Genomic DNA, 24,040 nt, shown 5'->3' with positions numbered 1-24,040 from the left:
GGGGGTCTCCGAGCGGCGGGGCTCAGCCCCCCGGCGGCCCCAGCTCCAGCTCCACCCGCAGCCCGCCCCCGGCCGGGGAGTGCACCGTCAGCGCCCCGCCGCCCTGGTCGGCGGTGCGCCGGGCGATGTCGAGGCCCAGCCCCGTCGAGCCGCCGCCGCTGACCCCGCGGGAGGTGGGGTCGGTGCCGGGCGCCAGCCCCGGGCCGTCGTCGTGCACGACGACCCGGGCGCCCCCGCGGGACCGGGCCGACAGCTCCACGCCGAAGGCCGTGCCGTCCGGGGTGTGCGCGAAGACGCTGCCCAGCAGCGCGTCCACGCACGCCTCCAGGTCGCCCGGCGCGCAGGCCACGGCCAGCGGGCCGTCGGCCAGGTGCAGGGTCACCGAGCGGTCGGTGTCCTCGGCCAGCACCCGCCAGAACTCCACCCGCTCCCGGACGACGGCCGCCGCGTCCGCGCTGCGGGTCGTGCCGCCGCGTCGCCGGGCCTGCTCGATCGCGCCGGTCACCGCGCGCTGCACGCCGTCGACGCCGGCCGACAGCCGTGCGGACTCGTCCGGGTCGCGCAGGGCCTCGGCGTCGAGGCGCAGGGCGGTCAGCGGGGTGCGGACCCGGTGCGCCAGGTCCGCGACGTTCTCCCGTTCCTCACGCAGCAGCTCCGAGATCCGCCCGGCCAGCCCGTTCAGCGCACCCGCGACGACACCGAGCTCGGCCGGGGCGCCGGGGTCGGCGCGCGCGGACAGGTCCCCGGCCGCGAGCCGCTCCGACACCCCGGACAGGTCGGTGGTGGCGTCGACGAGGGTGCGGGCCAGCCGGTCCGCGAGCAGCAGCCCTCCGGCGAGCAGCACCAGCGACAGCCCGCCCAGCAGCAGCCAGGAGCGGGTCACGCCGCGGGTGAGTTCGGCGTCGGGGACGAACACGCGGATCGCGGCGTTGCCGCCCGCGGCGCCGGTCACCGCGAACACCAGCTCGCGCCCGCCGTCCGCCTCGGTCGACGCGCTCGTCCCGAGCAGCCCCAGCCGGACCACCGGGCTGCGCGGTGCGGGCGCGCCGAGCACGGTGCCGTCGGGCAGGAACACCGAGACGTCGGAGGCGTCGCGGCCGTCGGCGTTCTGGACGGCGGGAACGAGCACCGACCGGTCCCCGCCCGCGACGGCCGGGGTCAGCACCTGGGCCTGGACGGTCGCCGCGGACACGGCCGAGCTCTCCGCGACCGAGCGGATCAGCGTCGCGAGCGGCACCGCGAACGCGACCAGCACCAGCAGCACGGTCGCCCCGACGAGGACGAGGATGCGCCGTCGCATCAGGCGGTGCCCGGCCCGGTCCCCGGCGGCGCGGACGGCGCGGACGGCGCGGACAGCCGGACCCCGACGCCGCGCACCGAGTGCAGGTAGCGCGGGGCCTGCGCGGTCTCGCCGAGCTTGCGGCGCAGCCACGACAGGTGCACGTCGACGGTCTTGTCGGCGCCGCCGTAGGGCTGCTGCCAGACCTCGGTCACCAGCTCCCGCTTGCTGACGACCTGGTCGGCGCGGGCGGCGAGGTGGTGCAGCAGGTCGAACTCGCGCGGGGTCAGCTCCAGCTCGGCGCCGTCGAGCACCGCGCGCCGCGAACGCGGGTCCACCGACAGCCCGCCGACGACGACCGTCGGGTCGGCCGCCCCGTCGCCGAGGCGCCGCAGCACCGCCCGGATCCGGGCGTCGAGCTGGGCGGCGGCGAACGGCTTGACCAGGTAGTCGTCGGCGCCCGCGTCGAGCACGGAGACGATCTCGGTCTCGTCGTCGCGGGCGGTCGCGACGATCACCGGCACCGTGCTGGCGCCACGCAGCATCCGCAGCATGGTGGTGCCGTCCATGTCGGGCAGGCCGAGATCGAGCACCACGAGGTCGGGCCGCTTCCCGACGGCGTGCTCCAGCCCGGCCATCGCGGTCGGTGCGGAGTCGACGGCGTGCCCCCGCTCGGTCAGCCCACGGATGAGCGCACCGCGGATGCCGGGGTCGTCCTCGACGATCAGGATCTGGGCCACGGAGGGAGAACCTATCCGCTGCGATCCCGCCCGCGGTGGGGCACAGCCGTCGCTTGTGTCCCGTTTAGGGATCCGTTAACCGGGGCCCGGGGCATGCTGTGGGCGTGGAACGACCGACGCGCCCCGTCCTGCAGATCGCGCTCTGGACCGCCGCGGCCGCCGGTGCCCTGCTCCTGGGCCTGACGGCCGTCGGGAGCATCGGCAGCGACCTCGCGGGCACGCAGACGCAGCCGCTCAGCGCCGAGCAGGTGGACGCCCGGCTGGCCCAGCAGGCCGCCACCGCCGCGGCACCGGCACCCGCACCCGTCGCGACGACGGTGCCCGCCGCCGCCCCGCCCGCGGTGGTGCAGGCCGGAGCGGCGGGGAACGTCCTGGTCCGCTGCGACGGCGCGACCCCGCGGATCGTGTCGGTCAACCCCGCGCAGGGCTGGGAGCGCGAGGACGACAAGGACATCGGCCCGGCCGAGGTCGTCCTCGACGGCGACGACGTCCCGGACGTCCGGGTCACCCTGAGCTGCGCCGGCGGGGTGCCGGCCGGCCGGGTCGCGACCGTTCCCGAGGACTGAGCGACCGTCCCCGGGGACCGAGCGACCGTCCCCGGGGACCGAGCGACCGTCCCGGGGGACCGAGCGACCGTCCCGGGGGACCGAGCGACCGTCCCCGGGGACCGAGCCGCCGGACGGGCCGGGGCGTCCCGGGGGACACTCCGGGTCTCAGCCGCCGGCGAACGGCGGGAGCACGTCGAGCGTGGCCGCCCCGCCGACCGCGGCGGAGCGGTCGCGCACCGCCACCTCGTCGAGCAGGAAGCTGCAGCGCAGCAGCACCTGCGCCAGCTCCGGGCCGTGTGCGGTGCCGAGCGCGGCGACGGCGTCGGCCACCGTCGCGTCGCCGGGCAGCTCGACGGTCTCCTCGCCGGTGCCGGCGGCCGCCTTGGCGGCGGCGAAGTAGCGGACGGTCAGCGTGCGGGTCACCGGGGACGTGGTGAGCGAGGGGGTCATGCTCATCCTCCGATCGCGCTCATGGGGCGCGCGGGCTGCAGGAATCCGGGGTCGTCGATGCCGTGGCCGGCCTTCTTGCCCCACATCGCGTCGCGCCAGACGTCGGCGATCTCGGCGTCGGTCGCGCCGCCGCGGAGCATGGCGCGCAGGTCGGTCTCGCCGGTGGCGAACAGGCAGGTGCGGACCTGGCCGTCGGCGGTGAGGCGGGTCCGGTCGCAGGCCCCGCAGAACGGACGGGTCACCGAGGCGATCACCCCGACGGTGGCCGGGCCCCCGTTCACCACGAACCGCTCGGCGGGCGCACCGCCGCGGTCCTCGTCGGACGGGGTGAGCACGAAGCGCTCCTCGAGCCGCGCCAGGATCTCGTCGGCGGTGATCATCTCCGTGCGGCGCCAGCCGTGCTGGGCGTCGAGCGGCATCTGCTCGATGAAGCGCAGCTGGTAGCCGTGGGTCAGCGCGAACTCCAGCAGGTCCGCGGCCTCGTCGTCGTTCACGCCGCGCAGGAGCACCGTGTTGATCTTCACCGGGGACAGGCCCGCGGCGTGCGCGGCGGCCATCCCGTCGATGACGTCCGACAGCCGGTCGCGGCGGGTGATCCGCGCGAACCGCTCCGGGCGCAGGGTGTCCATCGAGACGTTGAGCCGGTTCACCCCGGATGCCGCGAGGGCCTCGGCGCGGCGGGCGAGTCCGATGCCGTTGGTCGTCAGCGAGATGTCCGGGCGGGGCTCCAGCGCCGACGCCGCGGAGAAGATCTCCTCCAGACCCCTGCGCAGCAGCGGCTCGCCGCCGGTGAACCGCAGCTCCTCGATGCCGAGGTCGTGCACCGCGACGGCGATGAGCCGGTTCAGCTCGTCGTCGGTCAGCTGCTCCGAGCGTGGCATCCAGTCCAGGCCCTCGGCGGGCATGCAGTAGGTGCAGCGCAGGTTGCAACGGTCGGTGAGCGAGATCCGCAGGTCGGTCGCGACCCGGCCGAACCCGTCGACGAGACGGGGGTCGGCCGGTCGGGCCGGGTCCCGGGACGTGCCGCCCCGCGGCGACGGCAGGCCGAGCTCGGTGGTCATGGGCCCGAGGCTAACCGCCGTCGCCCGCGCCCGCCCAGGGTGGGTTTTCCCAGCTCAGACCGGTGATCCGCACCCGCGGACGTGGCCGCGGTCACGCCGTCGCAGGTGCGGAACTAGTCATCGTGTACCTAGTCGGGAAGACGGGGAACACCGCTACTGCCGGTGGGCCTTCAGCTCCTGCCGGGCGACCGAGCGGATGTGCACCTCGTCCGGTCCGTCGGCGAAGCGCAGGGCGCGCGCCCAGGCGTAGAAGTAGGCCAGCGGGGTGTCGTCGCTCATCGCGGCGCCACCGTGCACCTGCATCGCCCGGTCGATCACGGTGCACGCCATCCGCGGCACGACGACCTTGATCGCCGCGATCTCCGTGGCCGCGCCCTTCGCGCCGTGGTCGTCGATCAGCCAGGCCGTCTTGAGCGTCAGCAGCCGGGCCTGCTCGATCTCCATCCGGCACAGGGCGATCTGTTCGCGCACCACGCCCTGCTCGGCCAGCGGCTTGCCGAATGCGACCCGCGCCCGCGCGCGCTCGGTCATCAGGTGCAGCGCCCGCTCGGCCATGCCGATCAGCCGCATGCAGTGGTGGATGCGGCCCGGGCCCAGCCGGGCCTGGGCGATGGCGAACCCGCCGCCCTCCTCGCCGAGCAGGTTCGACGCCGGCACCCGCACGCCGTCCAGGCGCAGCTCGGAGTGCCCGTGCTGGTCCTGGAAGCCGAACGTCGGCAGGTGCCGCTCGATCGTGAGTCCCGGGGTGTCGCGCGGGACGAGGATCATCGACTGTTGCCGGTGGGTGGAGGCGTCCGGATCGGTCTTGCCCATGACGATGAAGATCCGGCAGCGCTCGTCCGCGGCACCGGAGATCCACCACTTGCGGCCGTCGACGACGTAGTCGTCGCCGTCGCGCCGGATCCGGGTCTCGATGTTCGTGGCGTCCGACGACGCGACGTCCGGCTCGGTCATCGCGAACGCCGAGCGGATCTCGCCGTCGAGCAGCGGCTCCAGCCACTGCTGCTTCTGCTCGTCGGTGCCGAACAGGTGCAGCGTCTCCATGTTCCCGGTGTCCGGGGCCTGACAGTTGATCACCTCCGGCGCGATGACCGGGGACCAGCCGGAGACCTCCGCGACCGGCGCGTACTCCAGGTTCGACAGCCCCGAGACGTCCGGCAGGAACAGGTTCCACAGGCCGCGCCCGCGGGCCTTCGCCTTCAGCTCCTCGACCACCGGGGGCAGGGCCCACTCCTCCGGGGTGCCGCGTCGCTCGGCCCGGAACGCGGCGTAGGCGGCCTCGGCCGGGAGGACCTCCTCGTCGAGGAAGGCGCGCATGCGCGCGGTGTAGTCGGCCGCCACGGCGCCGGGTGCGAAGTCCACGTCACCGATCAGACCACAGGTCCCCGGCACCCGGCAGCGCGCGATCCCGACGTCCCGCGGGGTATCCAGCGTGGCACCACCGCAGGAGCGACCATAGTATCCGGATCGTGCCGCACTTCAGGATCTCCGAGGCCGCCCGACTGCTCGGCGTCAGCGACGACACCGTCCGCCGCTGGGTGGACGCGGGGACGCTGCCGGTGCAGGCGGACACGTCGAACCGCAAGGTCATCGACGGCGCCGCGCTCGCCGCGTTCGCCCGCGACCACGCGTCCGCCCCGCCGGACCCCTCGGTGGTGCAGCGCTCGGCCCGCAACCGCCTGGTCGGCCTGGTCACCTCGGTGCTGGCCGACACGGTGATGGCCCAGGTCGAGATGCAGTGCGGCCCGCACCGCGTGGTGTCGCTGATGAGCAGTGAGGCCGTGCGCGACCTCGGTCTCGAGCCCGGCGCGCTCGCGGTGGCGGTGATCAAGTCGACGAACGTGGTGGTGGAGACACCGGGCGGGCACCTGTGACCCCCGGGGCCGGCACCGCCCCCGCGCCGGCCCCGACCCGGCGACGCGAGGGCGCGGCCGACCGCCACGGCACCGGCGTCGGCCTGCCGGTCTGGATGTGGGTCCCGGCCGGCATCGGCTTCCTGGTCATCGCGCTGCCCGTGCTCGGCCTGCTGTGGGAGGCCGACTGGGCGGAGACCCCCCGTCTGCTCACCAGCGGGGCCGCGCTGTCGGCGCTGCGCCTTTCGCTGCTCACCGCGGCGATCTCCACGACGCTGTGCCTGCTGCTCGGCGGGCCGCTCGCGGTGGTCCTGGCCCGCGGCCGGATCAACCGGCTGCCCCGCCTGATGCGCGGGATCCGCTCGGTCGTGCTGCTCCCGCTGGTGCTGCCGCCGGTCGTCGGCGGGCTCTCGCTGCTGTTCCTGCTCGGCGCGAACGGGCTGGTCGGGCAGGGACTCGACACCGCGTTCGGGATCTTCATCCCGTTCTCGACGGCCGCGGTGGTCCTCGCGCAGACCTTCGTCGCGATGCCGTTCCTCATCGTGTCGCTGGAGGGCGCGCTGCGGACCGCGGGGGAGCGCTACGAGGCGACCGCGGCCACCCTCGGCGCGTCGCCGGGGCTGGCCTTCCGCCGGGTCACCGTGCCGCTGGTGCTGCCCGGACTGGCGTCCGGGCTGGTGCTGGCCTTCGCCCGCTGCATGGGCGAGTTCGGGGCGACGATCGCGTTCGCCGGCAGCCTGGAGGGCACCACCCGGACCCTGCCGCTGCTGGTCTACCTGCAGGGCGAGACCGACGTCGCGGGGGCCGTGGCGCTGTCGCTGCTGCTCGTCGTCGTGTCGCTGGTCGTGATCGTCGTCGGGCGTCCGCGCGGACTGGACGGCCGCGGATGAGCAGCGGCGGCGACACGGTCGAGCTCGGTGTGGACCTGAGCGCGCGGCTGGACCGGGACGGGTTCGCCCTGGACCTGGAGCTGTCGGTCGCCCCGGGCGAGGTGCTCGCGGTGCTCGGCCCGAACGGGGCGGGCAAGTCCACGATGCTCGGCATCCTGTCCGGGCTGCTGCGCCCGGACTCCGGGCACCTGCGCGTCGACGGCCGGACGCTGCTCGACACCGCCGACGGCACCTTCGTGCCGCCGCACCGGCGCGGCGTCGGGCTGCTCGCCCAGGAGCCGCTGCTGTTCCCGCACCTGTCGGCGCTGGCGAACGTCGCGTTCGGGCCGCGGGCCCAGGGCACGCCCCGCGCCGCGGCCGACTCCCGGGCCCGTGAGCTGCTCGACGCCGTCGGTGTCGGCGGGCTCGCCGCCCGCCGTCCCGCGCAGCTGTCCGGCGGCCAGCAGCAGCGGGTCGCGCTGGCCCGCGCGCTGGCCCCCCGGCCGGGGCTGCTGCTGCTCGACGAGCCGCTCGCCGCCCTCGACGTCGACGCCACCCCCGCCATGCGCACCCTGCTGCGCCGGGTGATCGCCGACGGCAAGCAGACCGCCCTGCTGGTCACCCACGACGCGCTCGACGCGCTCGTGCTCGCCGACCGCTTCGTCGTGCTGGACCGGGGCCGGATCGTCGAGTCCGGCCCCGCCCGGGACGTCCTGGCCCGGCCGCGGAGCGCGTTCTCCGCCCGCATCGCCGGGCTGGACCTGGTGCCGGGCACCGCCGAGGGCTCCGGGGTGCGCACCGCCGACGGGACCGAGATCCGGGGCCGGGCCGTCGAGGTGGCCGAGGGGGAGCCCGCCGTCGCGGTGTTCCCGCCGTCGGCGGTCGCGGTGCACGCGAGCAGACCCGAGGGCAGCCCGCGCAACGTCTTCCCGGTCCGGATCGCCGCGCTGGAGCCGCGCGGGGACACCGTGCGGCTGCGGGCCGCGCCCGTCGCCGGGGGGCCGGACTGGGTGTCCGGGCTGGCCGCCGACGTCACCCCGGCCGCCGTCGCCGAACTGGGTGTCGAGCCCGGTCACGAGGTGTGGTTCGCGGTGAAGGCGACCGAGGTCGCCGTGCACGGCCGGCACGCCTGAGGTCGCGGCCGATCCGCTGATCGTGCAGCTCGGGGCCCTGCCGGGCCCCGGTCGGGAGGGCTCCCCGGCGCCGCCGGTACCGAAACGCTCCGTCACCCGAGTGGTCCCACGTGTCACCCGGGCCACCATCGTGTCTCTCGCACCAGGCGTCACAGGCGAATAGCGTCGCTGTCTGTGAGCCCCATGCGTCCCCGCGCCGCCCGACTGGTCACTGCCGGTGTCCTGGCGGTAGCGCTCGGTGTTCCTCTCGCGTCGACGGCGTCCGCCGCCGAGACGGCGCCGTCGGCACCCGCCGGGTACCTGGTGCAGACCGCGACCGACGGGCAGACGCGGGCCGCCGCGGAGTCCGTCGGCGTCGAGCCGAAGGTCACCTTCGACAGCGTGGTGCACGGCTTCGCCGCGGACCTCACTCCCGCCCAGGCGGCCGAGCTGCGCGACCGGCCCGGCGTCGTCGGGGTGGAGGAGGACCGCGTGATCTCCCCGCTCGACCCGCAGGCCGTCCACCAGGACGCGCCGGTCGGCCCGCCCGCCGGTGCCGAGCAGGCTCCGGGGAACTGGGGGCTCGACCGCATCGACCAGCCGAACCTGCCGCTGGACGGGCGGTACCGGCACACCGCGACCGGCGCCGGGGTGGACGTGTTCGTCCTCGACACCGGCGTCGACGCGAGCCACCCGCAGTTCGGCGGCCGGGCGAAGCTCGAGCTCAACACGATCGACCGGACCGACACCGACTGCGACGGGCACGGCACCGTCGTCGCCGGGATCGCCGCGTCGAAGGACTACGGGGTGGCCCCGGGCGCGAGGGTGCGCGCGGTGAAGGTGCTCGACTGCAACGGCACCGGGACGCTGTCGTCGCTGGTCTCCGGTCTGGACTGGGTGTCGAAGAACAAGCGCGGCCCCGCGGTCGCGGTGATGTCGTGGAGCTACGGCGGCTCGCCGATCCTCCAGCAGGCCGTCCAGCGCATGATCGACTCCGGGGTGTTCGCGGCCTCCTCGGCCGGCAACACCGGCGGCGACGACTGCGCCGCCCTGCCCCGCGCGATCGGGGACGTGCTGGTCGTCGCGAACTCGACGATCGACGACAAGCGCTCGTCGAACTCCTCGACCGGCCGCTGCGTCTCGCTCTACGCGCCGGGCACCCGGATCGTCGCGCCGGTCCCCGGTGGCGGCACCGCCTCCTACAGCGGGACCTCGATGGCCGCGCCGTTCGCGGCCGGGGTGGCGGCGCTCTACAAGCAGGCCCGCGGCGACGCACCGGCCACCACCGTCAAGAAGTGGATCGCCGACAACGCGGTGCCGGGGAAGATCGACGGCGGCGGCGCCGGCGGCACCCCGAACCGGCTGCTGCAGACCGGCGGGCTCTAGACCCGGGTCTCGTCGGCCCACTCCCACAGCTCGTACGCGGGCTGGTCGAGCAGGTCGTTCAGCTCGGCCGGGTCGTACGACGGGGCCGCGACCCACACCGTCCGGTCGGTCCACAGCCACGCGAGCCGCGGCCGGCCCGCACCGGGCAGGACGGGCACGCCGTCCTCGGCCGGGTGGTGGTCCAGCAGGGCGTCCCAGCCGTCCGGGCCCGCCTCGTCGAGCGCACCGAGCACGGTCCCGCTGGTCACCGGCTCGCCGTGGTCGGCGACGGACGCGGCGATCCGGTCCGGGTCCACCACCCCGTCCGGCAGCACCCCCGCCCCGACCAGCACGTCCAGCACCCGGTCCAGCCGCTCGCGCCCCTCGGCGGACAGCACGGGCACGACCCGCACCGCGTCCGGCAGCGTCGAGGTCGCACCGCCCGCGCCCGGCACCACGACCGCCGTCGCCGGAACCGGCGCCGCCGCGACCTCGGCCCGCCGTGCGAGCCGCCACGACCGCCGGGCCATGACCCCGAACACCGCGACGGCCACCGCGGCCGCCACGAACAGGGCCGGGTGACCGGCCTGCGCCCCGATCACGACGAAGTAGCCGGCGACCACCACCGCGCCCGCCACCGAGATCGCAGCGGAGACCCGGTCGACCGTGCCAGGGCGTGCCATGACCGCAGGATAGGCGCGGCCCCCGGTGATCCGGATAGCGTCCGGCGCATGCCCGGCACGCCCCCCGCCGACCTCGCGTCCCTCACCCGTCGCTACCTCGCCCCCGCCACCCCCGAGTGCTCCACGTTCGTCGAGGACACCGAGTGGGAGCCGATCGTCGACGGCGTCGACTACTTCGCCCGGCTACGGGAGCTGTTCGACCGGGCGGGGCCCGGCGACACGGTGCTGGTCACCGGGCTGAACCTCGAACCGGACATGGACCTGCACGGGCTGGCCCCGGACGAGGACGGCCACGAGGCGCTCGCCGACCGCTTCGCCCGCCTCGTCGACGCCGGCGTGGACGTGCGCGTGCTGCTCACCGCGGCGCTGTTCTCCGGCTCCGTCCCGGGGGTGGCGATCGGGCCGTTCCGGGCGAACGCGTTCGCCGCGCTGGAGCTGCGCCGCCGCCCCCAGCTGGCCGGGCGGGTGCTGCTCGACTGGTCCGGCTCCGGGATCGGCTGCCACCACCAGAAGGTGGTGCTCACCCACGTCGAGGGCGAGCTGACGGCGTTCGTCGGCGGGCTGGACCTGTCCGCCAACCGGTTCGACGCCGAGCCGCACGACCGGCTGTCCATCGGCGAGGAGCGCTGGGGCTGGCACGACGGCGCCGCCGCGCTGCGCGGGCCCGGTGCCGCCCGGGTCTGGGAGGTCTACCGCGGCCGGTGGACCGAGGCCGCGACGCTGCCGCCGCGCCGGTTCATGGTCGGCCCCGCCGACTGGGAGCCGATGAACCCCGGGCCGTTCGCCGCCGACCTGCCGGTCTCGCCGCCCGCGCCGCCGCGCTCCGCCCCGGGCACCGCGGTGCAGGTCCTGCGCTCGCTGCGGCCGTGGAAGATCGACCACTTCGGGATGCTCTACCGGCGGCACTGGACGGTGCTCCCGCGGCACGGCGTGCAGGAGGTCTTCCACACCCTGTCCGCGGCGATCCGCGGCGCCCGGCGCTACGTCTACCTGGAGGACCAGTACTTCTTCGAGGTCCCGGGCGGGCGACGGGCGTTCCGGCTCAACGGGCTGCTGCGCGACGCCGCGGCCCGCGGGGTGAAGGTCGTGCTCGTCTGCTCGGGGCGCAAGGACCCGGTCGACGCGGGGGTGAACAAGTTCCGCCGCCGCGTCACCGGCGACGTCCAGCGCGGCGTGATCGACCAGCTCGACCCGGGCGACCGCGGCAACGTGATCATGCACCGGATCGAGGACCTCACCGTCCACACCAAGCTGGCGCTGGTCGACGACGTCTTCGCCGCCATCGGGTCGGCCAACTTCTTCTCCCGCTCGATGCGCGGCACCGACACCGAGCTGTCGACGGCGTTCGTCACCACCGGCGACCAGGTGCGCGACCTGCGCGTACGACTGTGGGCCGAGCACCTGCGCACCGAGCTGACCGACGAGCTCGCGCCCCGGCTGGCCGACCTGGACCTCGCGCTGGGCATGTGGCGCCCGGAGTGGCTGCCGCCGGACGCGCCGGCCGGGACCTGGCGGGTGCCCGGCTATCCCGCCGGGTTCGCCCCGGCCGAACGGGTGCTGGTGCCGGTCGGTCCGTGGCCGGAGCCGTCGCCGCGGCCGCTGCGCCGCGCGGCCCACGGGGCGCGGCGCGGGGCGGCGAAGGTCGCCGAGTCGGGACGGCGACGCCTGAGCAGCTGAGCCCCGGTGTGTCCCGTTTCGGGACAGCCACCCGGGTGGGACGCGCGTCACCCTCGTCCTCGACACCGGCGCCGCCGGACGACGAGGAGGTCGTAGCGATGACGAGGACCAGTGCCGTGCGGGGTGCGGCGTGAGCGCGATCGACAACCCGTACTACTCGCCCGAGTTCCACGGCGACTACGAGCTGGTCGACATCGGCCGGCTCGAGCTGGAGGAGGGCGGGGTCATCCCCGCCTGCCATCTCGCCGTCGCCACCTTCGGGACGCTGTCCGAGGCGAGGGACAACGCGATCCTGGTGACGACCTGGTACTCCGGGACCCACCAGATCTGGCGCGACGCCTACATCGGCCCCGGCCACGCGCTGGACCCCGAGCGGTACTTCATCGTCGTCGTCGACCAGATCGGCAGCGGGCTGTCGACCAGCCCGCACAACGCCGCGGGCCCGAACGCCGGGATCGCGATGTCGGCGTTCCCGCACGTCCGGATCGGCGACGACGTCGTCGCCCAGGAGCGGCTGCTGCGCGAGCACCTCGGCATCGAGACCCTGGAGCTCGTCGTCGGCGGGTCGATGGGCGCCCAGCAGACCTACGAGTGGATGGTCCGCTTCCCGGACAGGGTCAAGCGGGCCGCGCCGATCGCCGGTACCGCGCGGAACACCCCGCACGACTTCCTGTTCACCCGCACCCTGGTCGAGGCCATCACCTCCGATCCGGGCTTCGCCGGCGGGGAGTACGCGTCGAACGCCGACGTCGTCGCCGGGCTGGAGCGGCACGCCCGGATCTGGGGCGTCATGGGGTTCTCCACCGAGTTCTGGAAGCAGGAGGTCTGGCGGGCCCTGGAGTTCGAGACCGCCGAGGCTTTCCTGGAGGGCTTCCTGCAGCCGTACTTCACCGCGATGGACCCGAACGACCTGCTGTGCATGGCGTGGAAGTGGCAGCACGGCGACGTCTCCCGGCACACCGGCGGCGACCTCGCCGCGGCGCTGGGCCGGGTCACCGCGACGACCTTCGTGATGCCGATCGACGAGGACATGTTCTTCCCCGTCCGCGACTGCGCCGCCGAGCAGCAGCTCGTGCCGGGCGGCGAGCTGCGGGTGGTGCAGGACGTGCTCGGGCACCTCGGCCTGTTCTCGGTGAACCCCGAGTTCATGCCGCAGGTCGACCGGCACCTGCGCGAGCTGCTCGGCACGAAGGCATGAGCCCCGGCGGTGCGACGGCGTCGTCGAGTTCGCCGTCGCGCCGCCGGCCCCACAGGCGAAGGAGCCGACGATGAGCGACACCATGCGTGGACTGGCCTTCCTGGAGAGGGGAACGGTCGGCCTCGTGGAACGACCCGTCCCGGAACCCGGGCCGGGGGAGGCGGTCGTCCGGACGACCGCCTCGTTGATCTGCACCTCCGACGTGCACACCGTCGACGGGGTGCTCGAGGTGCCGCAGGGGCGGCTGCTCGGGCACGAGAGCGTGGGCGTCGTCCACACCGTCGGGTCCGGGGTCACCTCGGTGCGGGTCGGCGAGCGGGTGGCGGTCAACGCCGTCACCCCGGACGGCACCTGCGACGCCTGCCAGGCCGGGTACACCTCGCAGTGCGGCGGCCCGCTCGGCGGGTACCGGTTCACCGTCCAGAAGGACGGGAACATGGCGGAGTACTTCCACGTCAACGACGCGGACTACAACCTCGCGCCGATCCCGGACTCGCTGTCCGACGAGCTGGCGGTCTACGCCTGCGACATGCTCTCGACCGGCTTCATCGGCGCGGAGAACGCGGCGGTCCCGATCGGTGGCACGGTCGCGGTGTTCGCCCAGGGCGCCGTCGGGCTGTCGGCGACGATCGGGGCGCGGCTGGTCGGGGCGGGTCTCGTCATCGCCGTCGACGGGATCCCGGAGCGCCGGAAGCTGGCGGAGCGGTTCGGCGCCGACATCACCCTCGACCCGGCCGACGGTGACGTCGCCGAGCGGATCGTCGAGCTCACCGGCGGCGGCGTCGACTCCGCGATCGAGGCGCTCGGCGCGCAGGCGACGTTCGAGGACTGCCTGCGGGCGACCAAGGCCGGCGGCACGATCTCCAACCTCGGTTACCACGGTTCCGAGGGCCCGACCCTGACGATCCCGCTCGACGCGTTCGGGCTGGGCATGGCGGGCAAGAAGATCGCGACCGACCTCTGCCCCGGCGGCCGGTACCGGATGCAGCGCCTGATGCGGCTGATGGACACCGGCCGGGTGGACCCCGGCCCGATGACCACGCACCGGTTCGGGATCGGCGACGCCGAGAAGGCGTTCGCCATGATGAGCACCAAGCAGGACGGCATCATCAAGCCGCTCATCACCTACTGACCCCGCCGCGCGGCGGTACGGGAACGGGCACGGGCCGGACGTCGAGTCCGGCCTGTGTCCTTTTCTGGGACACCGGGGCCCCTGCGACTCGTGGCACTGTGAGGGTGCGCACAAGGAGGTGTCGAGGTGATGGATCGTTCGCCCGACCGTCGGCTGGTCCTCTCGTCCGCCCGGGTGGACCTGCTCGAACGGGGCACGAGCCCGGAGCTGCACGGTGTCCCGGAGGTCGTCGCCGCGTCCTGGAAACGCTGTGTGTCCCAGGGCGTCGGACCGGAGTCGTTCTCCGGCGGGTACTCCGAGGAGTTCGACGCCGCGTCCCGTCTCGTGCACTGCGCCGCCCCCGTGCTGGACCGGCTCGCCCAGCAGATCGCCGACATCCCGGCCTGCGTGGCGCTGAGCGACGACCGGGCCCGGATCCTCAGCCGCATCGACGGCGACCCGTGGATCAGCAGGCTGCTCGACCGGGTGCACTTCGCCCGGGGGTTCGGCTACGCCGAGGGCGCGGTCGGCACCAACGGCGTCGGCACCGTGTTCGAGTCGGGCCGGTCGGTGCAGATCGTCGGCGAGGAGCACTTCGTGGCCTCGCTGCAGTCCTTCGCCTGCGCCGGGGCGCCGGTGCGCGACCCGTTCACCGGACGGATCGAGGGTGTGCTCGACATCAGCTGCCTCAGCGACCACTCCTCGCCGGTCTTCCACTCGATGGTCCGGGTCGCGGCCGCGCAGATCGAGCAGAACCTGCTGCTCGACCGCGACGTCGTCCAGCAGGCGCTGTTCGACCGGTACACCCGGACGGAGTCCCGGTCCCGGGACGCGGTGCTCGCGGTCGGGACGCGCAGCGTGCTCAGCAACCGGGCGATGTCGACGCTGGTGTCCGCCACCGACCTGCAGGCGCTGGAGGACCACCTGCGGTTCCTGGCCGAGCGGCACGACGACGTCGACGCGCTCGTCACGCTCCCGTCCGGCGCCACCGTGCGGATCGACGGCGACCGCGTCGTGGCCGGGTCCACGGTCGCCGGGATGGTCGTGCGGGCCCGGCTGGTCTGCGACGTCGACGCCACCCCGCCGCCGGTGCGGTCCGGACCGGCCGTGACCGGCGCCAGCACCTCGCCGTCGATGCAGGCCGCCGAGCGGACGGTGTCCGACGCGCTGTCCCGCGGCGCCCCGCTGCTCCTGCTCGGCGAGCCGGGCTCGGGGCGGACCCGGATGCTGGGCCGGCGGTTCCGGCGGCTGTACCCCGACGGCGAGGTCGTGGTCGTCCCGCGGGCGGAGATCGAGTCCGCCCCGACGACGGTCGGCCGCCGTATCCGTGCCGACGCCGCCGTCCCGCGGCTGTGGGTGCTCGGTGACATCGACGCGCTGTCGGCGGCGTCGGCGTCGGTCCTGGCCCGTGAGCTGCACGTCCGGGGAGGGCGGACCGCCCTCGCCGCCACGGCCGTCGACGGGACCCGGGCGGCCGGGGAGGAGAACCGGCTGCTGCGGATCTTCCGCCGCTCGGCCACCGTGACGCCGCTGCGCCACCGCACCGCGGACCTGCCCGGTCTCGTGGCCGAGGTGCTGGGTGACCTCGTCCCGCAGCGCGAGGTCCGGGTGACGGCCGAGGCGATGCGGCTCCTGGAGCGCTACCGCTGGCCGGGCAACGTCGGACAGCTGGTCGAGGTGCTCGGCCACGCGCTGCGGCGGCGTCCGGTCGGCGACATCGAGCCCGACGACCTGCCCTCGGTCTGCCAGAGCGTGCCACGGGAGCCGCTGCGCCGCGTCGACGAGCTGGAACGCGACGCGATCGTCCAGGCGCTGCGGGAGCACGACGGCAACCGCAAGGCGGCCGCCCTCTCGCTCGGCCTCGCCCGCTCCACGCTCTACCGCAAGATCCACCAGTACGGGATCAGCGTGTAGCGGCCGAGAATGGGACACCCGGGAGGCTGAGACAGCGGTCACTCTCGTCGTGTCAGGAACGACAGAGAGGTGACGACGATGACGTCGAGCAGCGACACCGCTGTACCGGGACCCGACGGCGCCACGCCGGTCGAGGTCGACGCCGTGGTCCTCGGCGCAGGGGTGGCCGGGCTGTACCAGTTGCACCAGCTCCGTGAGCAGGGGCTGACCGTCCGCGCGTTCGAGGCGGGCTCCGACGTCGGGGGCACCTGGTTCTGGAACCGCTACCCCGGCGCCCGGTTCGACTCCGAGGCCTACATCTACCAGTACCTGTTCGACGAGGAGCTCTACAAGGGCTGGAGCTGGAGCCAGAAGTTCCCCGGCCAGCCTGAGATCGAGCGGTGGCTGCACTACGTCGCCGACCGCCTCGACCTGCGCCGCGACATCTCCTTCGGCACCCGCGTCGTGAGCGCCCACTACGACGACGACCGTGGCCGCTGGACCATCCGCACCGATCGCGGCGACGTCGTCGACACCCAGTTCTTCGTGACCTGCGGCGGGATGCTGTCGGCGCCGATCACGAACCAGTTCGAGGGCCAGGAGTCCTTCGCCGGGCAGCTGGTCTACACCTCGTCGTACCCGGCCGAGGGCGTGGACGTCGCCGGGAAGCGGGTCGGGGTGGTCGGGATCGGCGCGACCGGCATCCAGGTCATCCAGACCATCGCCCCGGACGTCGGGCACCTGACCGTCTTCGCCCGCACGCCGCAGTACGTGCTCCCGATGAAGAACCCGTCCTACGGCCCGAACGACCACTCCTGGTACAAGTCGCGCTTCGCCCGGCTGAAGCAGACGATCCCGCACACCTTCACCGGGTTCGAGTACGACTTCGAGCACTCCTGGCACGACCTCGGCGCCGAGCAGCGGCGCGACATCCTGGAGGAGATCTACGCCGATGGCTCGCTCAAGCTCTGGCTCGCCGGCTTCGCGGAGATGTTCTTCTTCGAGGACGTCTCCGAGGAGGTCTCGGAGTTCGTCCGGGAGAAGATGCGCGCGCGGCTGAAGGACCAGCACCTGATCGACACGCTCGTCCCGACCGACTACGGCTTCGGCACCCACCGCGTGCCGCTGGAGCGCGGCTACCTCGAGGTCTACCACCAGGACAACGTCGACCTGGTCAACTGCCGGGACACCCCGATCGCGCGGCTGCGGCCCGAGGGGATCGAGCTGGCCGACGGCACCGTCGTGGAGCTGGACGTGATCATCCTGGCCACCGGGTTCGACGCGGGGACCGGCGCGCTCACCCGGATCGACATCCGGGGCCGCGACGGCCGGTCGCTGGCCGAGGAGTGGGGCCGCGACATCCGCACGACCATGGGGCTGGCCAAGCACGGCTACCCGAACCTGCTCACCACCGCGACCCCGATGGCCCCGTCGGCGGCGCTGTGCAACATGGCCACCTGCCTGCAGCAGCAGACCGAGTGGATCAGCGGCGCGATCGCCGCGGTCCGGGCGCAGGGCGGGTCGGTGATCGAGCCGACCGCCGAGGGCGAGCAGGAGTGGGTCGACCACCACGAGGAGACGGCCGGGGCGACGCTCGTGCCGAAGACCGACTCCTGGTACATGGGCTCGAACGTGCCCGGCAAGCCGCGCCGGATGCTGTCCTACATCGGCGGGGTCGGCACCTACCGGCAGAAGTGCGAGGAGGAGGCGGCCGCCGGCTACCCGAAGTTCGCGATCACCTGACCGGTACCGGTGGGGGCGGCGCGAACCGGCCGCCCCCACCGGTGGGTGTTGGCACGGGCATCCAGGAGGGATGAGGATGTGACCACCAGCACCGAACCGCCCGAGGAGTACGACGTCGTGACCTCAGCCGCCGCAACCCCCGCCGTCCCGTCCTATGCGTCCGGGACCTCGGACACCCCGTTGCTCGGCGACACCATCGGCGACGACCTCGACCGCACCGTCGCCCGGGTCCCCGACAACGACGCGCTCGTCGAGGTGCAGACCGGGCGCCGCTGGACCTACCGCGAGCTGCGGACCGCCGTCGACGACCTGGCCACCGGGCTGCTGGCCGCCGGTCTCACCGTGGGGGACCGGGTCGGGATCTGGTCGCCGAACACCGCGGAGTGGACGCTGACCCAGTTCGCGACGGCCAAGATCGGCGTCGTCCTGGTCAACATCAACCCGTCCTACCGGACCCACGAGCTGGAGTTCGTGCTCGAGCAGGCCGGGATCTCGACGCTGGTGTCGGCGTCGTCGTTCAAGACCTCGGACTACGAGAAGATGATCGGCGAGGTCCGGGCGAACTGCCCCGACCTGCAGCGGGTCGTGATCACCGGCTCGCCCGAGTGGGACGCACTGGCCGCGGGCGACGCCTCCCGCCGCGACGAGCTGGCGCGGGTGCAGGCGTCGCTGACGGCCGACGACCCGATCAACATCCAGTACACGTCCGGGACGACCGGGTTCCCGAAGGGCGCGACGCTGTCGCACCACAACATCCTCAACAACGGCTACTACGTCGGCCGGACCTGCGGCTACACCGAGGCCGACCGGGTCTGCATCCCGGTGCCCTTCTACCACTGCTTCGGCATGGTCATGGGCAACCTCGCCTGCACCACCAGCGGCGCGACGATGGTCGTCCCGGCGCAGGGCTTCGACCCGAAGGCGACCCTGCACGCCGTGCAGCAGGAGCGGTGCACCTCGCTCTACGGCGTCCCGACGATGTTCATCGCCGAGCTCAACGACCCCGGCTTCGCCGACTACGACCTGTCCAGCCTGCGTACCGGGATCATGGCCGGCTCGCCGTGCCCGGTCGAGGTGATGAAGCAGGTCGTCGACCGGATGGGCATGACCGAGGTGACCATCGCCTACGGCATGACCGAGACCAGCCCGGTGTCCACCCAGACCCGCGCCGACGACTCCGTCGAGCGCCGGGTGTCCACGGTCGGGCGGGTGCACCCGCACCTGGAGGTCAAGGTCGTCGACCCGGAGACGGGCCGCACGCTGCCGCGCGGCGAGCCCGGCGAGCTGTGCACCCGCGGCTACTCGGTGATGCTGGGCTACTGGGAGCAGCCGGAGAAGACCGCCGAGGTCATCGACCGCGCCCGCTGGATGCACACCGGCGACCTCGCCGTGATGGACGACGAGGGCTACCTCACCATCACCGGCCGGATCAAGGACATGGTCATCCGCGGCGGCGAGAACGTGTACCCGCGCGAGATCGAGGAGTTCCTCTACACCCACCCCGACGTCGTCGACGCCCAGGTCATCGGCGTCCCCGACGAGCGCTACGGCGAGGAGCTGTGCGCCTGGGTGGTGCTGCGCGAGGGCGCCGCGTCCCTGACCGCCGACACGCTGCACGAGTTCGCCACCGGGAAGCTGGCGCACTACAAGATCCCGCGCTACGTGCTCGTCGTCGACGAGTTCCCGATGACGGTCACCGGCAAGGTCCGCAAGGTCGAGATGCGGGAGAAGTCGGTCGGGCTGCTGGACCTGGAGAGTGCGGCGAGGGTCCGAAACGCCTGACCCCGGACGGGTCCCAGGCGTACCATCGGTGACGGCGCGTCCGGCGAGCCCGGGCGCGTTTGTCGTGCACGCAGCAACACAGCAAGCAGGAATCGAGGACGACGGTGCCCACCGGCAGGGTGAAGTGGTACGACGCGGAGAAGGGCTTCGGCTTCCTCTCCCAGGACGGCGGTGAGGACGTCTACGTGCGCAAGGCGGCGCTGCCGTCCGGCGTGGAGGCGCTCAAGTCCGGCCAGCGGGTCGAGTTCGGGATGGCCGAGGGCCGCCGCGGGCCGCAGGCGCTCTCCGTGCGCATCGTCGAGAAGCAGGCGTCCGCGGTGGAGAACGCGCGCCGCCCCGCCGAGGAGCTGCACGGTCTGATCGAGGACATGATGGGTCTGCTGGAGAACAAGATCCAGCCGGCGTTGCGGCACGGGCGCTACCCGGACCGCAAGACCTGCAAGCTGGCCGCCGAGGTCGTGCGGGCCGTCGCCCGCGACCTGGACGGCTGACCGGCCGCTGCCGGGCGCCCGGCCCCGCCGTGGCGCCCGGGCGCGGCGCGCCCCGCCCCGGAGACCGCGCGGCGACCCGGCGCGGTGCGTGGCGACGTGTGCGTGGGGCGCAGTGGAGCGTCGCGGGGTGCCGTGTGCGTGGCGTCCCGTGTGCACGGGTGCCGCGGAGTGCCGTGGGCGCGGCGGAATGGGGGCGGGTGCGGGCGGTGTTGGGGCGAACGTGCGCCTGTCGATGTTGGACCGCTCGCGGACGCGGGCCGGGGAGCCCGACGCCGCCGCGGTCCGCGGGACGGTGGCGCGGGCCGTCCGCGCCGAGCAGCTCGGCTACCACCGGTTCTGGGTGGCCGAGCACCACGCCGTGCCCGGGATCGCGTCGGGCAGCCCGCCGGTCCTGATGGCCGCGGTGGGCGCGGCGACCTCGCGGATCCGGGTCGGCTCGGGCGGGATCATGCTGCCCAACCACCAGCCGCTCGTCGTCGCGGAGCAGGTCGCGCTGCTGGAGGCGCTGCACCCCGGGCGGATCGACCTGGGCATCGGCCGCTCGCCCGGGTTCACCGAGCCGGTCCGTCGCGCCCTGCGCGCCGGCGGGGCCGACGACGCGGGGTTCCGCGCCGCCCTCGACGAGCTCCGCGCCTACCTCGACGGCAGCGGCCCGGTGACCGCCCGGCCACGGCTGGAGCACGCCGTTCCGCTGTTCCTGCTCGCCACCGGCGCGGGACTGCGGCTCGCCGGGGACCTGGGGCTGCCGGCCGTCGTCGGCGGTCCGGTGCTCGACGACCCGGCGGCGCTGGCCGACTACCGCGGGCGGGCCGGGGACGCTGCGCACCTCGTGGTGTCCGCCGACGTGCTGGTCGGGGACCCGCGGCTGGCGCTGTCCGAGGCGTGGGCGCACGCCTCGGCCCGCACCACCGGCGAGTTCCCGCCGCTGGAGCCGCCGGACCCGCACCGCGCGACGACCCGGCGCCAGCGCGAGACCGTGGACCGGGCGCTGGCGAACGCGATCGTCGGCGACGAGGACACCGTCGCCGAGCGGCTCGACGACCTCGTGGCCCGCACCGGCGCCGACGAGCTGCTGGTGTTCTCCTCGACCCACGACCGCGACGCGCAGGCCGACTCCGACGCCGCGCTGGCCCGGCTGCTCGGCGCGGGCCGCTGAGCCCCGGGTCGGGCCCGCTCAGCCCTGCTCGCCGACCAGCACCCAGGTCGCCCGGACCGGGAACTGGATGTCGGTGCTCTCCGGGTCGATCGACGGCGGCGCCCCGAACACCTGCACCTGCGCGGTCACGAGCCGGTCGCCCGGCTCGGGCAGGGACAGCGTGAAGTCGGTGCGGGTGTCCGGCGCGGCGATCGCGCTGCGCTGCTGGACCGGGGTCGGGTCGGTGCCGCGGGTGAACGCGTAGGCGACCTGCCACGGCGCGGAGGAGACCTCCTCGGGCACCGTGATGCGGACCTCCGTCCCGGGCGGGACCTGCGCGGTCACCCGGGCGTTCGGGGCGTCCTGGCAGTTCTGCAGGCTGGTGTCGCAGAACTGGGTGGGCGCGGCGGTCAGCGAGGCGCCGCCGACGTCGAACGTCACCGTCGGGGCCTCGCCGCCGCACCCGGCGAGGGCGAGGGCGGCCGCGGCCAGGGTCCCGGCCAGCACACCGGCGGACCGACGGGGGCGCGGTCGGGAGCGGGTGATCACGCCGACCAGCGTACGGATCCGGGCCCGGCGCGCGGGTGGGCCCTCAGCGGGCGACGGCCGGGCGCGGCCCCAGACCGGGGACCAGCGAGGTGCCGCGGCGCACCAGCGCGGCCTGCAGCGCGAACACCGCCACCACCCCGGTCACGATCACGAACCCGGTGCGGAAGGTGTCGTGCGGGGCGAGCACCCCGATCGCGCCGCCCAGCACCCAGGCCAGCTGCAGGACCGTCTCCGACCGCCCGAACGCCGACGCCCGCGCGTCCTCGGGCAGGTCGCGCTGCACCACCGCGTCGAGGCAGACCTTCGCCAGCGCGCTCGCCGTCGACGCGACCAGGGCCGCGACCACCGCCGTCGGAACGCCCGGCAGCAGCGCCACCGCCGCCGCGGCCAGCACCGCCGCCGCGGCCGCCGCGAGCACCACGGGCTCGACCCGGGAGAAGCGGCTGCGCGCCCCCACCGCGTTGCCGGCGAACAGCCCGATGCCGGCGGCCGCGCCGACCATCCCGATCACCACCAGCTGGCCCGCGGGATCGCCGTCGGGGGACTGCTCGGCCCCGGCCTTCACCACGAACGCGACGAACAGCGTGAGGAACCCGGTCAGCACCCGCACCGTGCTCGTGCCCCACAGCGCGACGAGCACCGCCCGCGTCGCGGGGGCGCGGGACCGGCGCTTGCCCGGCCGGGTGGCGGGCACCGCCGCGGTCACCTCGCCCGCGGTGGACTCGACCCGGCGGGGGATCCGCAGGCAGAGCACCGCACCGGCGACGCCGAGCACCGCCGTCCACCACAGCGGCCCGGCCCCGCCGACGGCCAGCGCCGCCCCACCCGCGACGGCCCCGGCGACCCCGCCCGCGGCCATCCCGAACGTGGTGAGCCGGGAGTTCGTCGTCGCCAGGGTGATCGTCGACGGCAGCACCCGCGGGGTCACGGCCGCCTTGAGCACCAGGAACGACTTGGACAGCACCATGATCCCCAGCGCGGCCGGGTAGAGCAGCCAGTCGTCGAGGTGGAACACCAGCACGACGGCGAGCACCGCGCGGCCGGCGCAGGACACCGCCATCGCGATCCGCCTGCCCCGCTGCAACCGGTCCAGCGCGGGACCGATCACCGGCGCCACCAGCGCGAACGGCGCGACGGTGATCGCCAGGTAGAGCGCCACGTTCGCGGTGGACTCCGCCGTCGCCGCCGCGAAGAACAGCGTGTTCGCCAGCGCGACGGCGACCGCCGCGTCGAGCGCGTAGGTCAGCATCGTGGCGTAGGTGAGCGCCGTCAGCCCGGACCGGTCGGCGCCGTCGGCGGTCGCGGCGCGCCGGAACAGCGCGACCGCGCGCCCGCCCAGCTCGCGGGTGCGGTGCACGGCGACCCGGGTGACCGTCGGCCTGCGGGGGACCGTGGCCGGGCCGGGGCGGGGCAGCTCGTCGGTGGCGGCACCGGCGGGGCGCGCACGGCGCAGCGCCGGGTCCGAGGCGATCGGGGTGGTGGTCGGGCCGGTGGTCGGGGCGGTGCGCGGGTCCGGGCCACGTCTCGACCCGGCCGCCCGGCGGCGGCTGCGGAACGGGTTCGGTGCCACGCGGTCATTGTGCAGGCGGGCACCGACGGTTCCGGTGATCCCGCCGAGTGGTGTCACCCGCCCGGCGCAGCGCGGGTCAGGCCGGGGGCACCGGGAGCCGCACCCGGAACGTCGTCGGCCACAGCTTTCCGGTGAGCAGGTACTCGTCGCCGTCGACGTGGGCGATGCCGTTGAGCACGTCGGCCCCGGCCCGCTGCCCGGCCGGCAGCAGCCCGGTCGCGTCGACCACGGCGTCGACCACCCCGGTCGACGGGTCGATCCGCACCAGGTCGTCGGTCTGCCAGACGTTGGCCCACACCCGGTCCCCGACGCACTCCAGCTCGTTGAGCCGGGTCACCGGGGCGCCGTCCAGGGTGACGGCCACCGAGCCGGTCCCCGCCAGGTCGGCCGGGTCGTGGAGGAACAGCCGGTCGGTGCCGTCCGAGCGCACCACCCGGTCGCCGGAGCCACCGGAGAGCAGGCACAGCCCCCAGCCCTCGCCGTCGACGGGCACCTCGCGCAGCGGCCGCAGCGTCGCCCGGTCCCACTCGACCGCCACCCCGTCCTGCCAGGTCAGCTGCCAGATCCGGTCCCCGACGACGGTGATGCCCTCCCCGAAGTACGCCGGCGGCAGCGGGCTCGCCGCCCGCACCGCGCCCGTCGCCGGGTCCAGCGCGCGCAGCTGCGAGCGACCCGCCCGCCCGGTCCCCTCGTAGAGCGTCCCGTCGCGCAGCTCCAGGCCCTGGGTGAACGCCTGCGGGTCGTGCGGGATCTCGGCCAGGACCTGCGGGCGGACCACCGGTACCGGGCCCGGGGCGGGCAGCCCCGGCGCCGGTGCGGCGGCCCCGCAGGCGGCCAGGGCCAGCAGGAGGGGGAGCAGCCCCGTCACGGAGGGGCGGCGGAGCAGCGCTCGGGCGGGCACCCGCCCAGGATGCCCGGGCACGGGTGGCAC

22 protein-coding genes are annotated in these 24,040 nt (G+C 74.6%); 13 read left to right on the top strand and 9 right to left on the bottom strand.

The features are described 5' to 3' along the window. Positions 1-22: 22 nt before the first annotated feature. Positions 23-1,300, bottom strand: a complete 1,278-nt coding sequence (locus WHI96_RS13775; protein ID WP_345640281.1) for a sensor histidine kinase — start codon at positions 1,298-1,300, stop codon at positions 23-25. After that, positions 1,300-2,019 carry a response regulator transcription factor gene (locus WHI96_RS13770; protein ID WP_345640284.1) on the bottom strand — a complete coding sequence of 240 codons (720 nt, stop codon included), beginning with the start codon at positions 2,017-2,019 and terminating at the stop codon, positions 1,300-1,302. The genes WHI96_RS13775 and WHI96_RS13770 overlap by 1 nt, the downstream gene beginning before the upstream one ends. 104 nt (positions 2,020-2,123) lie before the next feature. Between WHI96_RS13770 and WHI96_RS13765 the strand changes: the two genes are divergently transcribed. Next, positions 2,124-2,585, top strand: a complete 462-nt coding sequence (locus tag WHI96_RS13765) for a hypothetical protein (protein ID WP_345640287.1) — start codon at positions 2,124-2,126, stop codon at positions 2,583-2,585. A gap of 147 nt (positions 2,586-2,732) precedes the next feature. Here WHI96_RS13765 and WHI96_RS13760 read toward each other — a convergent pair whose 3' ends face one another. From WHI96_RS13760 to WHI96_RS13750, 3 genes are all read right to left on the bottom strand, one after another. Next, positions 2,733-3,017 carry a MoaD/ThiS family protein gene (locus WHI96_RS13760; RefSeq protein ID WP_345640290.1) on the bottom strand — a complete coding sequence of 95 codons (285 nt, stop codon included), beginning with the start codon at positions 3,015-3,017 and terminating at the stop codon, positions 2,733-2,735. Between the two features lie 2 nt (positions 3,018-3,019). Next, complete coding sequence (gene moaA, locus WHI96_RS13755) at positions 3,020-4,078, bottom strand: GTP 3',8-cyclase MoaA (RefSeq protein WP_345640293.1); 1,059 nt, start codon at positions 4,076-4,078, stop codon at positions 3,020-3,022. Positions 4,079-4,231: 153 nt separating this feature from the next. After that, complete coding sequence (locus tag WHI96_RS13750; protein WP_345640296.1) at positions 4,232-5,440, bottom strand: acyl-CoA dehydrogenase family protein; 1,209 nt, start codon at positions 5,438-5,440, stop codon at positions 4,232-4,234. 107 nt (positions 5,441-5,547) lie between these two features. Between WHI96_RS13750 and WHI96_RS13745 the strand changes: the two genes are divergently transcribed. From WHI96_RS13745 to WHI96_RS13730, 4 genes are all read left to right on the top strand, one after another. Beyond that, positions 5,548-5,952: a TOBE domain-containing protein gene (locus tag WHI96_RS13745; protein WP_345640299.1), complete on the top strand. Its 405-nt coding sequence runs from the start codon at positions 5,548-5,550 to the stop codon at positions 5,950-5,952. A 95-nt stretch (positions 5,953-6,047) separates the two neighbouring features. Further along, entirely contained in the window at positions 6,048-6,821 is a 774-nt protein-coding gene (locus WHI96_RS13740; protein WP_345640482.1) for an ABC transporter permease, read from the top strand. Next, on the top strand, positions 6,818-7,933 hold the full coding sequence (locus WHI96_RS13735; RefSeq protein ID WP_345640302.1) for a sulfate/molybdate ABC transporter ATP-binding protein: 1,116 nt from the start codon (positions 6,818-6,820) through the stop codon (positions 7,931-7,933). The genes WHI96_RS13740 and WHI96_RS13735 overlap by 4 nt, the downstream gene beginning before the upstream one ends. Before the next feature lie 183 nt (positions 7,934-8,116). Continuing rightward, positions 8,117-9,298: a S8 family peptidase gene (locus WHI96_RS13730; RefSeq protein WP_345640486.1), complete on the top strand. Its 1,182-nt coding sequence runs from the start codon at positions 8,117-8,119 to the stop codon at positions 9,296-9,298. Here the strand turns inward: WHI96_RS13730 and WHI96_RS13725 are convergent. Then, on the bottom strand, positions 9,295-9,960 hold the full coding sequence (locus WHI96_RS13725) for a hypothetical protein (RefSeq protein ID WP_345640304.1): 666 nt from the start codon (positions 9,958-9,960) through the stop codon (positions 9,295-9,297). The genes WHI96_RS13730 and WHI96_RS13725 overlap by 4 nt on opposite strands. Positions 9,961-10,008: 48 nt before the next feature. On the opposite strand from WHI96_RS13725, the gene WHI96_RS13720 reads away from it, so the two are divergent. From WHI96_RS13720 to WHI96_RS13685, 8 genes are all read left to right on the top strand, one after another. Continuing rightward, a complete protein-coding gene (locus tag WHI96_RS13720) occupies positions 10,009-11,637 on the top strand; it encodes a phospholipase D-like domain-containing protein (RefSeq protein ID WP_345640306.1) in 1,629 nt (542 codons plus the stop codon). 130 nt (positions 11,638-11,767) lie between these two features. Next, a complete protein-coding gene (locus tag WHI96_RS13715; RefSeq protein ID WP_345640309.1) occupies positions 11,768-12,835 on the top strand; it encodes an alpha/beta fold hydrolase in 1,068 nt (355 codons plus the stop codon). Between the two features lie 70 nt (positions 12,836-12,905). After that, positions 12,906-13,967, top strand: coding sequence for a zinc-binding dehydrogenase (locus WHI96_RS13710; protein WP_345640312.1), 1,062 nt, complete (start codon positions 12,906-12,908; stop codon positions 13,965-13,967). A 129-nt stretch (positions 13,968-14,096) separates the two neighbouring features. Beyond that, positions 14,097-15,860 (top strand): sigma-54-dependent Fis family transcriptional regulator, encoded by a 1,764-nt coding sequence (locus WHI96_RS13705; RefSeq protein WP_345640489.1) that lies wholly within the window; start codon positions 14,097-14,099, stop codon positions 15,858-15,860. A gap of 78 nt (positions 15,861-15,938) precedes the next feature. Beyond that, positions 15,939-17,582 (top strand): flavin-containing monooxygenase, encoded by a 1,644-nt coding sequence (locus tag WHI96_RS13700; RefSeq protein WP_345640315.1) that lies wholly within the window; start codon positions 15,939-15,941, stop codon positions 17,580-17,582. A 117-nt stretch (positions 17,583-17,699) separates the two neighbouring features. Continuing rightward, entirely contained in the window at positions 17,700-19,364 is a 1,665-nt protein-coding gene (locus WHI96_RS13695; RefSeq protein ID WP_345640491.1) for an AMP-binding protein, read from the top strand. 104 nt (positions 19,365-19,468) lie between these two features. After that, positions 19,469-19,855 carry a cold-shock protein gene (locus WHI96_RS13690; RefSeq protein WP_062398128.1) on the top strand — a complete coding sequence of 129 codons (387 nt, stop codon included), beginning with the start codon at positions 19,469-19,471 and terminating at the stop codon, positions 19,853-19,855. Positions 19,856-20,087: 232 nt separating this feature from the next. Further along, positions 20,088-21,011: an MsnO8 family LLM class oxidoreductase gene (locus WHI96_RS13685; protein ID WP_345640319.1), complete on the top strand. Its 924-nt coding sequence runs from the start codon at positions 20,088-20,090 to the stop codon at positions 21,009-21,011. Positions 21,012-21,029: 18 nt separating this feature from the next. Here WHI96_RS13685 and WHI96_RS13680 read toward each other — a convergent pair whose 3' ends face one another. From WHI96_RS13680 to WHI96_RS13670, 3 genes are all read right to left on the bottom strand, one after another. Then, complete coding sequence (locus tag WHI96_RS13680) at positions 21,030-21,539, bottom strand: DUF2771 family protein (protein WP_345640322.1); 510 nt, start codon at positions 21,537-21,539, stop codon at positions 21,030-21,032. A 43-nt stretch (positions 21,540-21,582) separates the two neighbouring features. Beyond that, entirely contained in the window at positions 21,583-23,109 is a 1,527-nt protein-coding gene (locus tag WHI96_RS13675) for an MFS transporter (protein ID WP_345640325.1), read from the bottom strand. Between the two features lie 76 nt (positions 23,110-23,185). Next, positions 23,186-24,010: a glutaminyl-peptide cyclotransferase gene (locus WHI96_RS13670; protein WP_345640328.1), complete on the bottom strand. Its 825-nt coding sequence runs from the start codon at positions 24,008-24,010 to the stop codon at positions 23,186-23,188. Between the last annotated feature and the right edge of the window lie 30 nt (positions 24,011-24,040).

This window comes from Pseudonocardia tropica (assembly GCF_040105315.1).
Lineage (GTDB): Bacteria > Actinomycetota > Actinomycetes > Mycobacteriales > Pseudonocardiaceae > Pseudonocardia > Pseudonocardia alni.
Note: the sequence above shows the minus strand (reverse complement) of the source record. Positions and strands in the feature narration are given on the sequence as shown.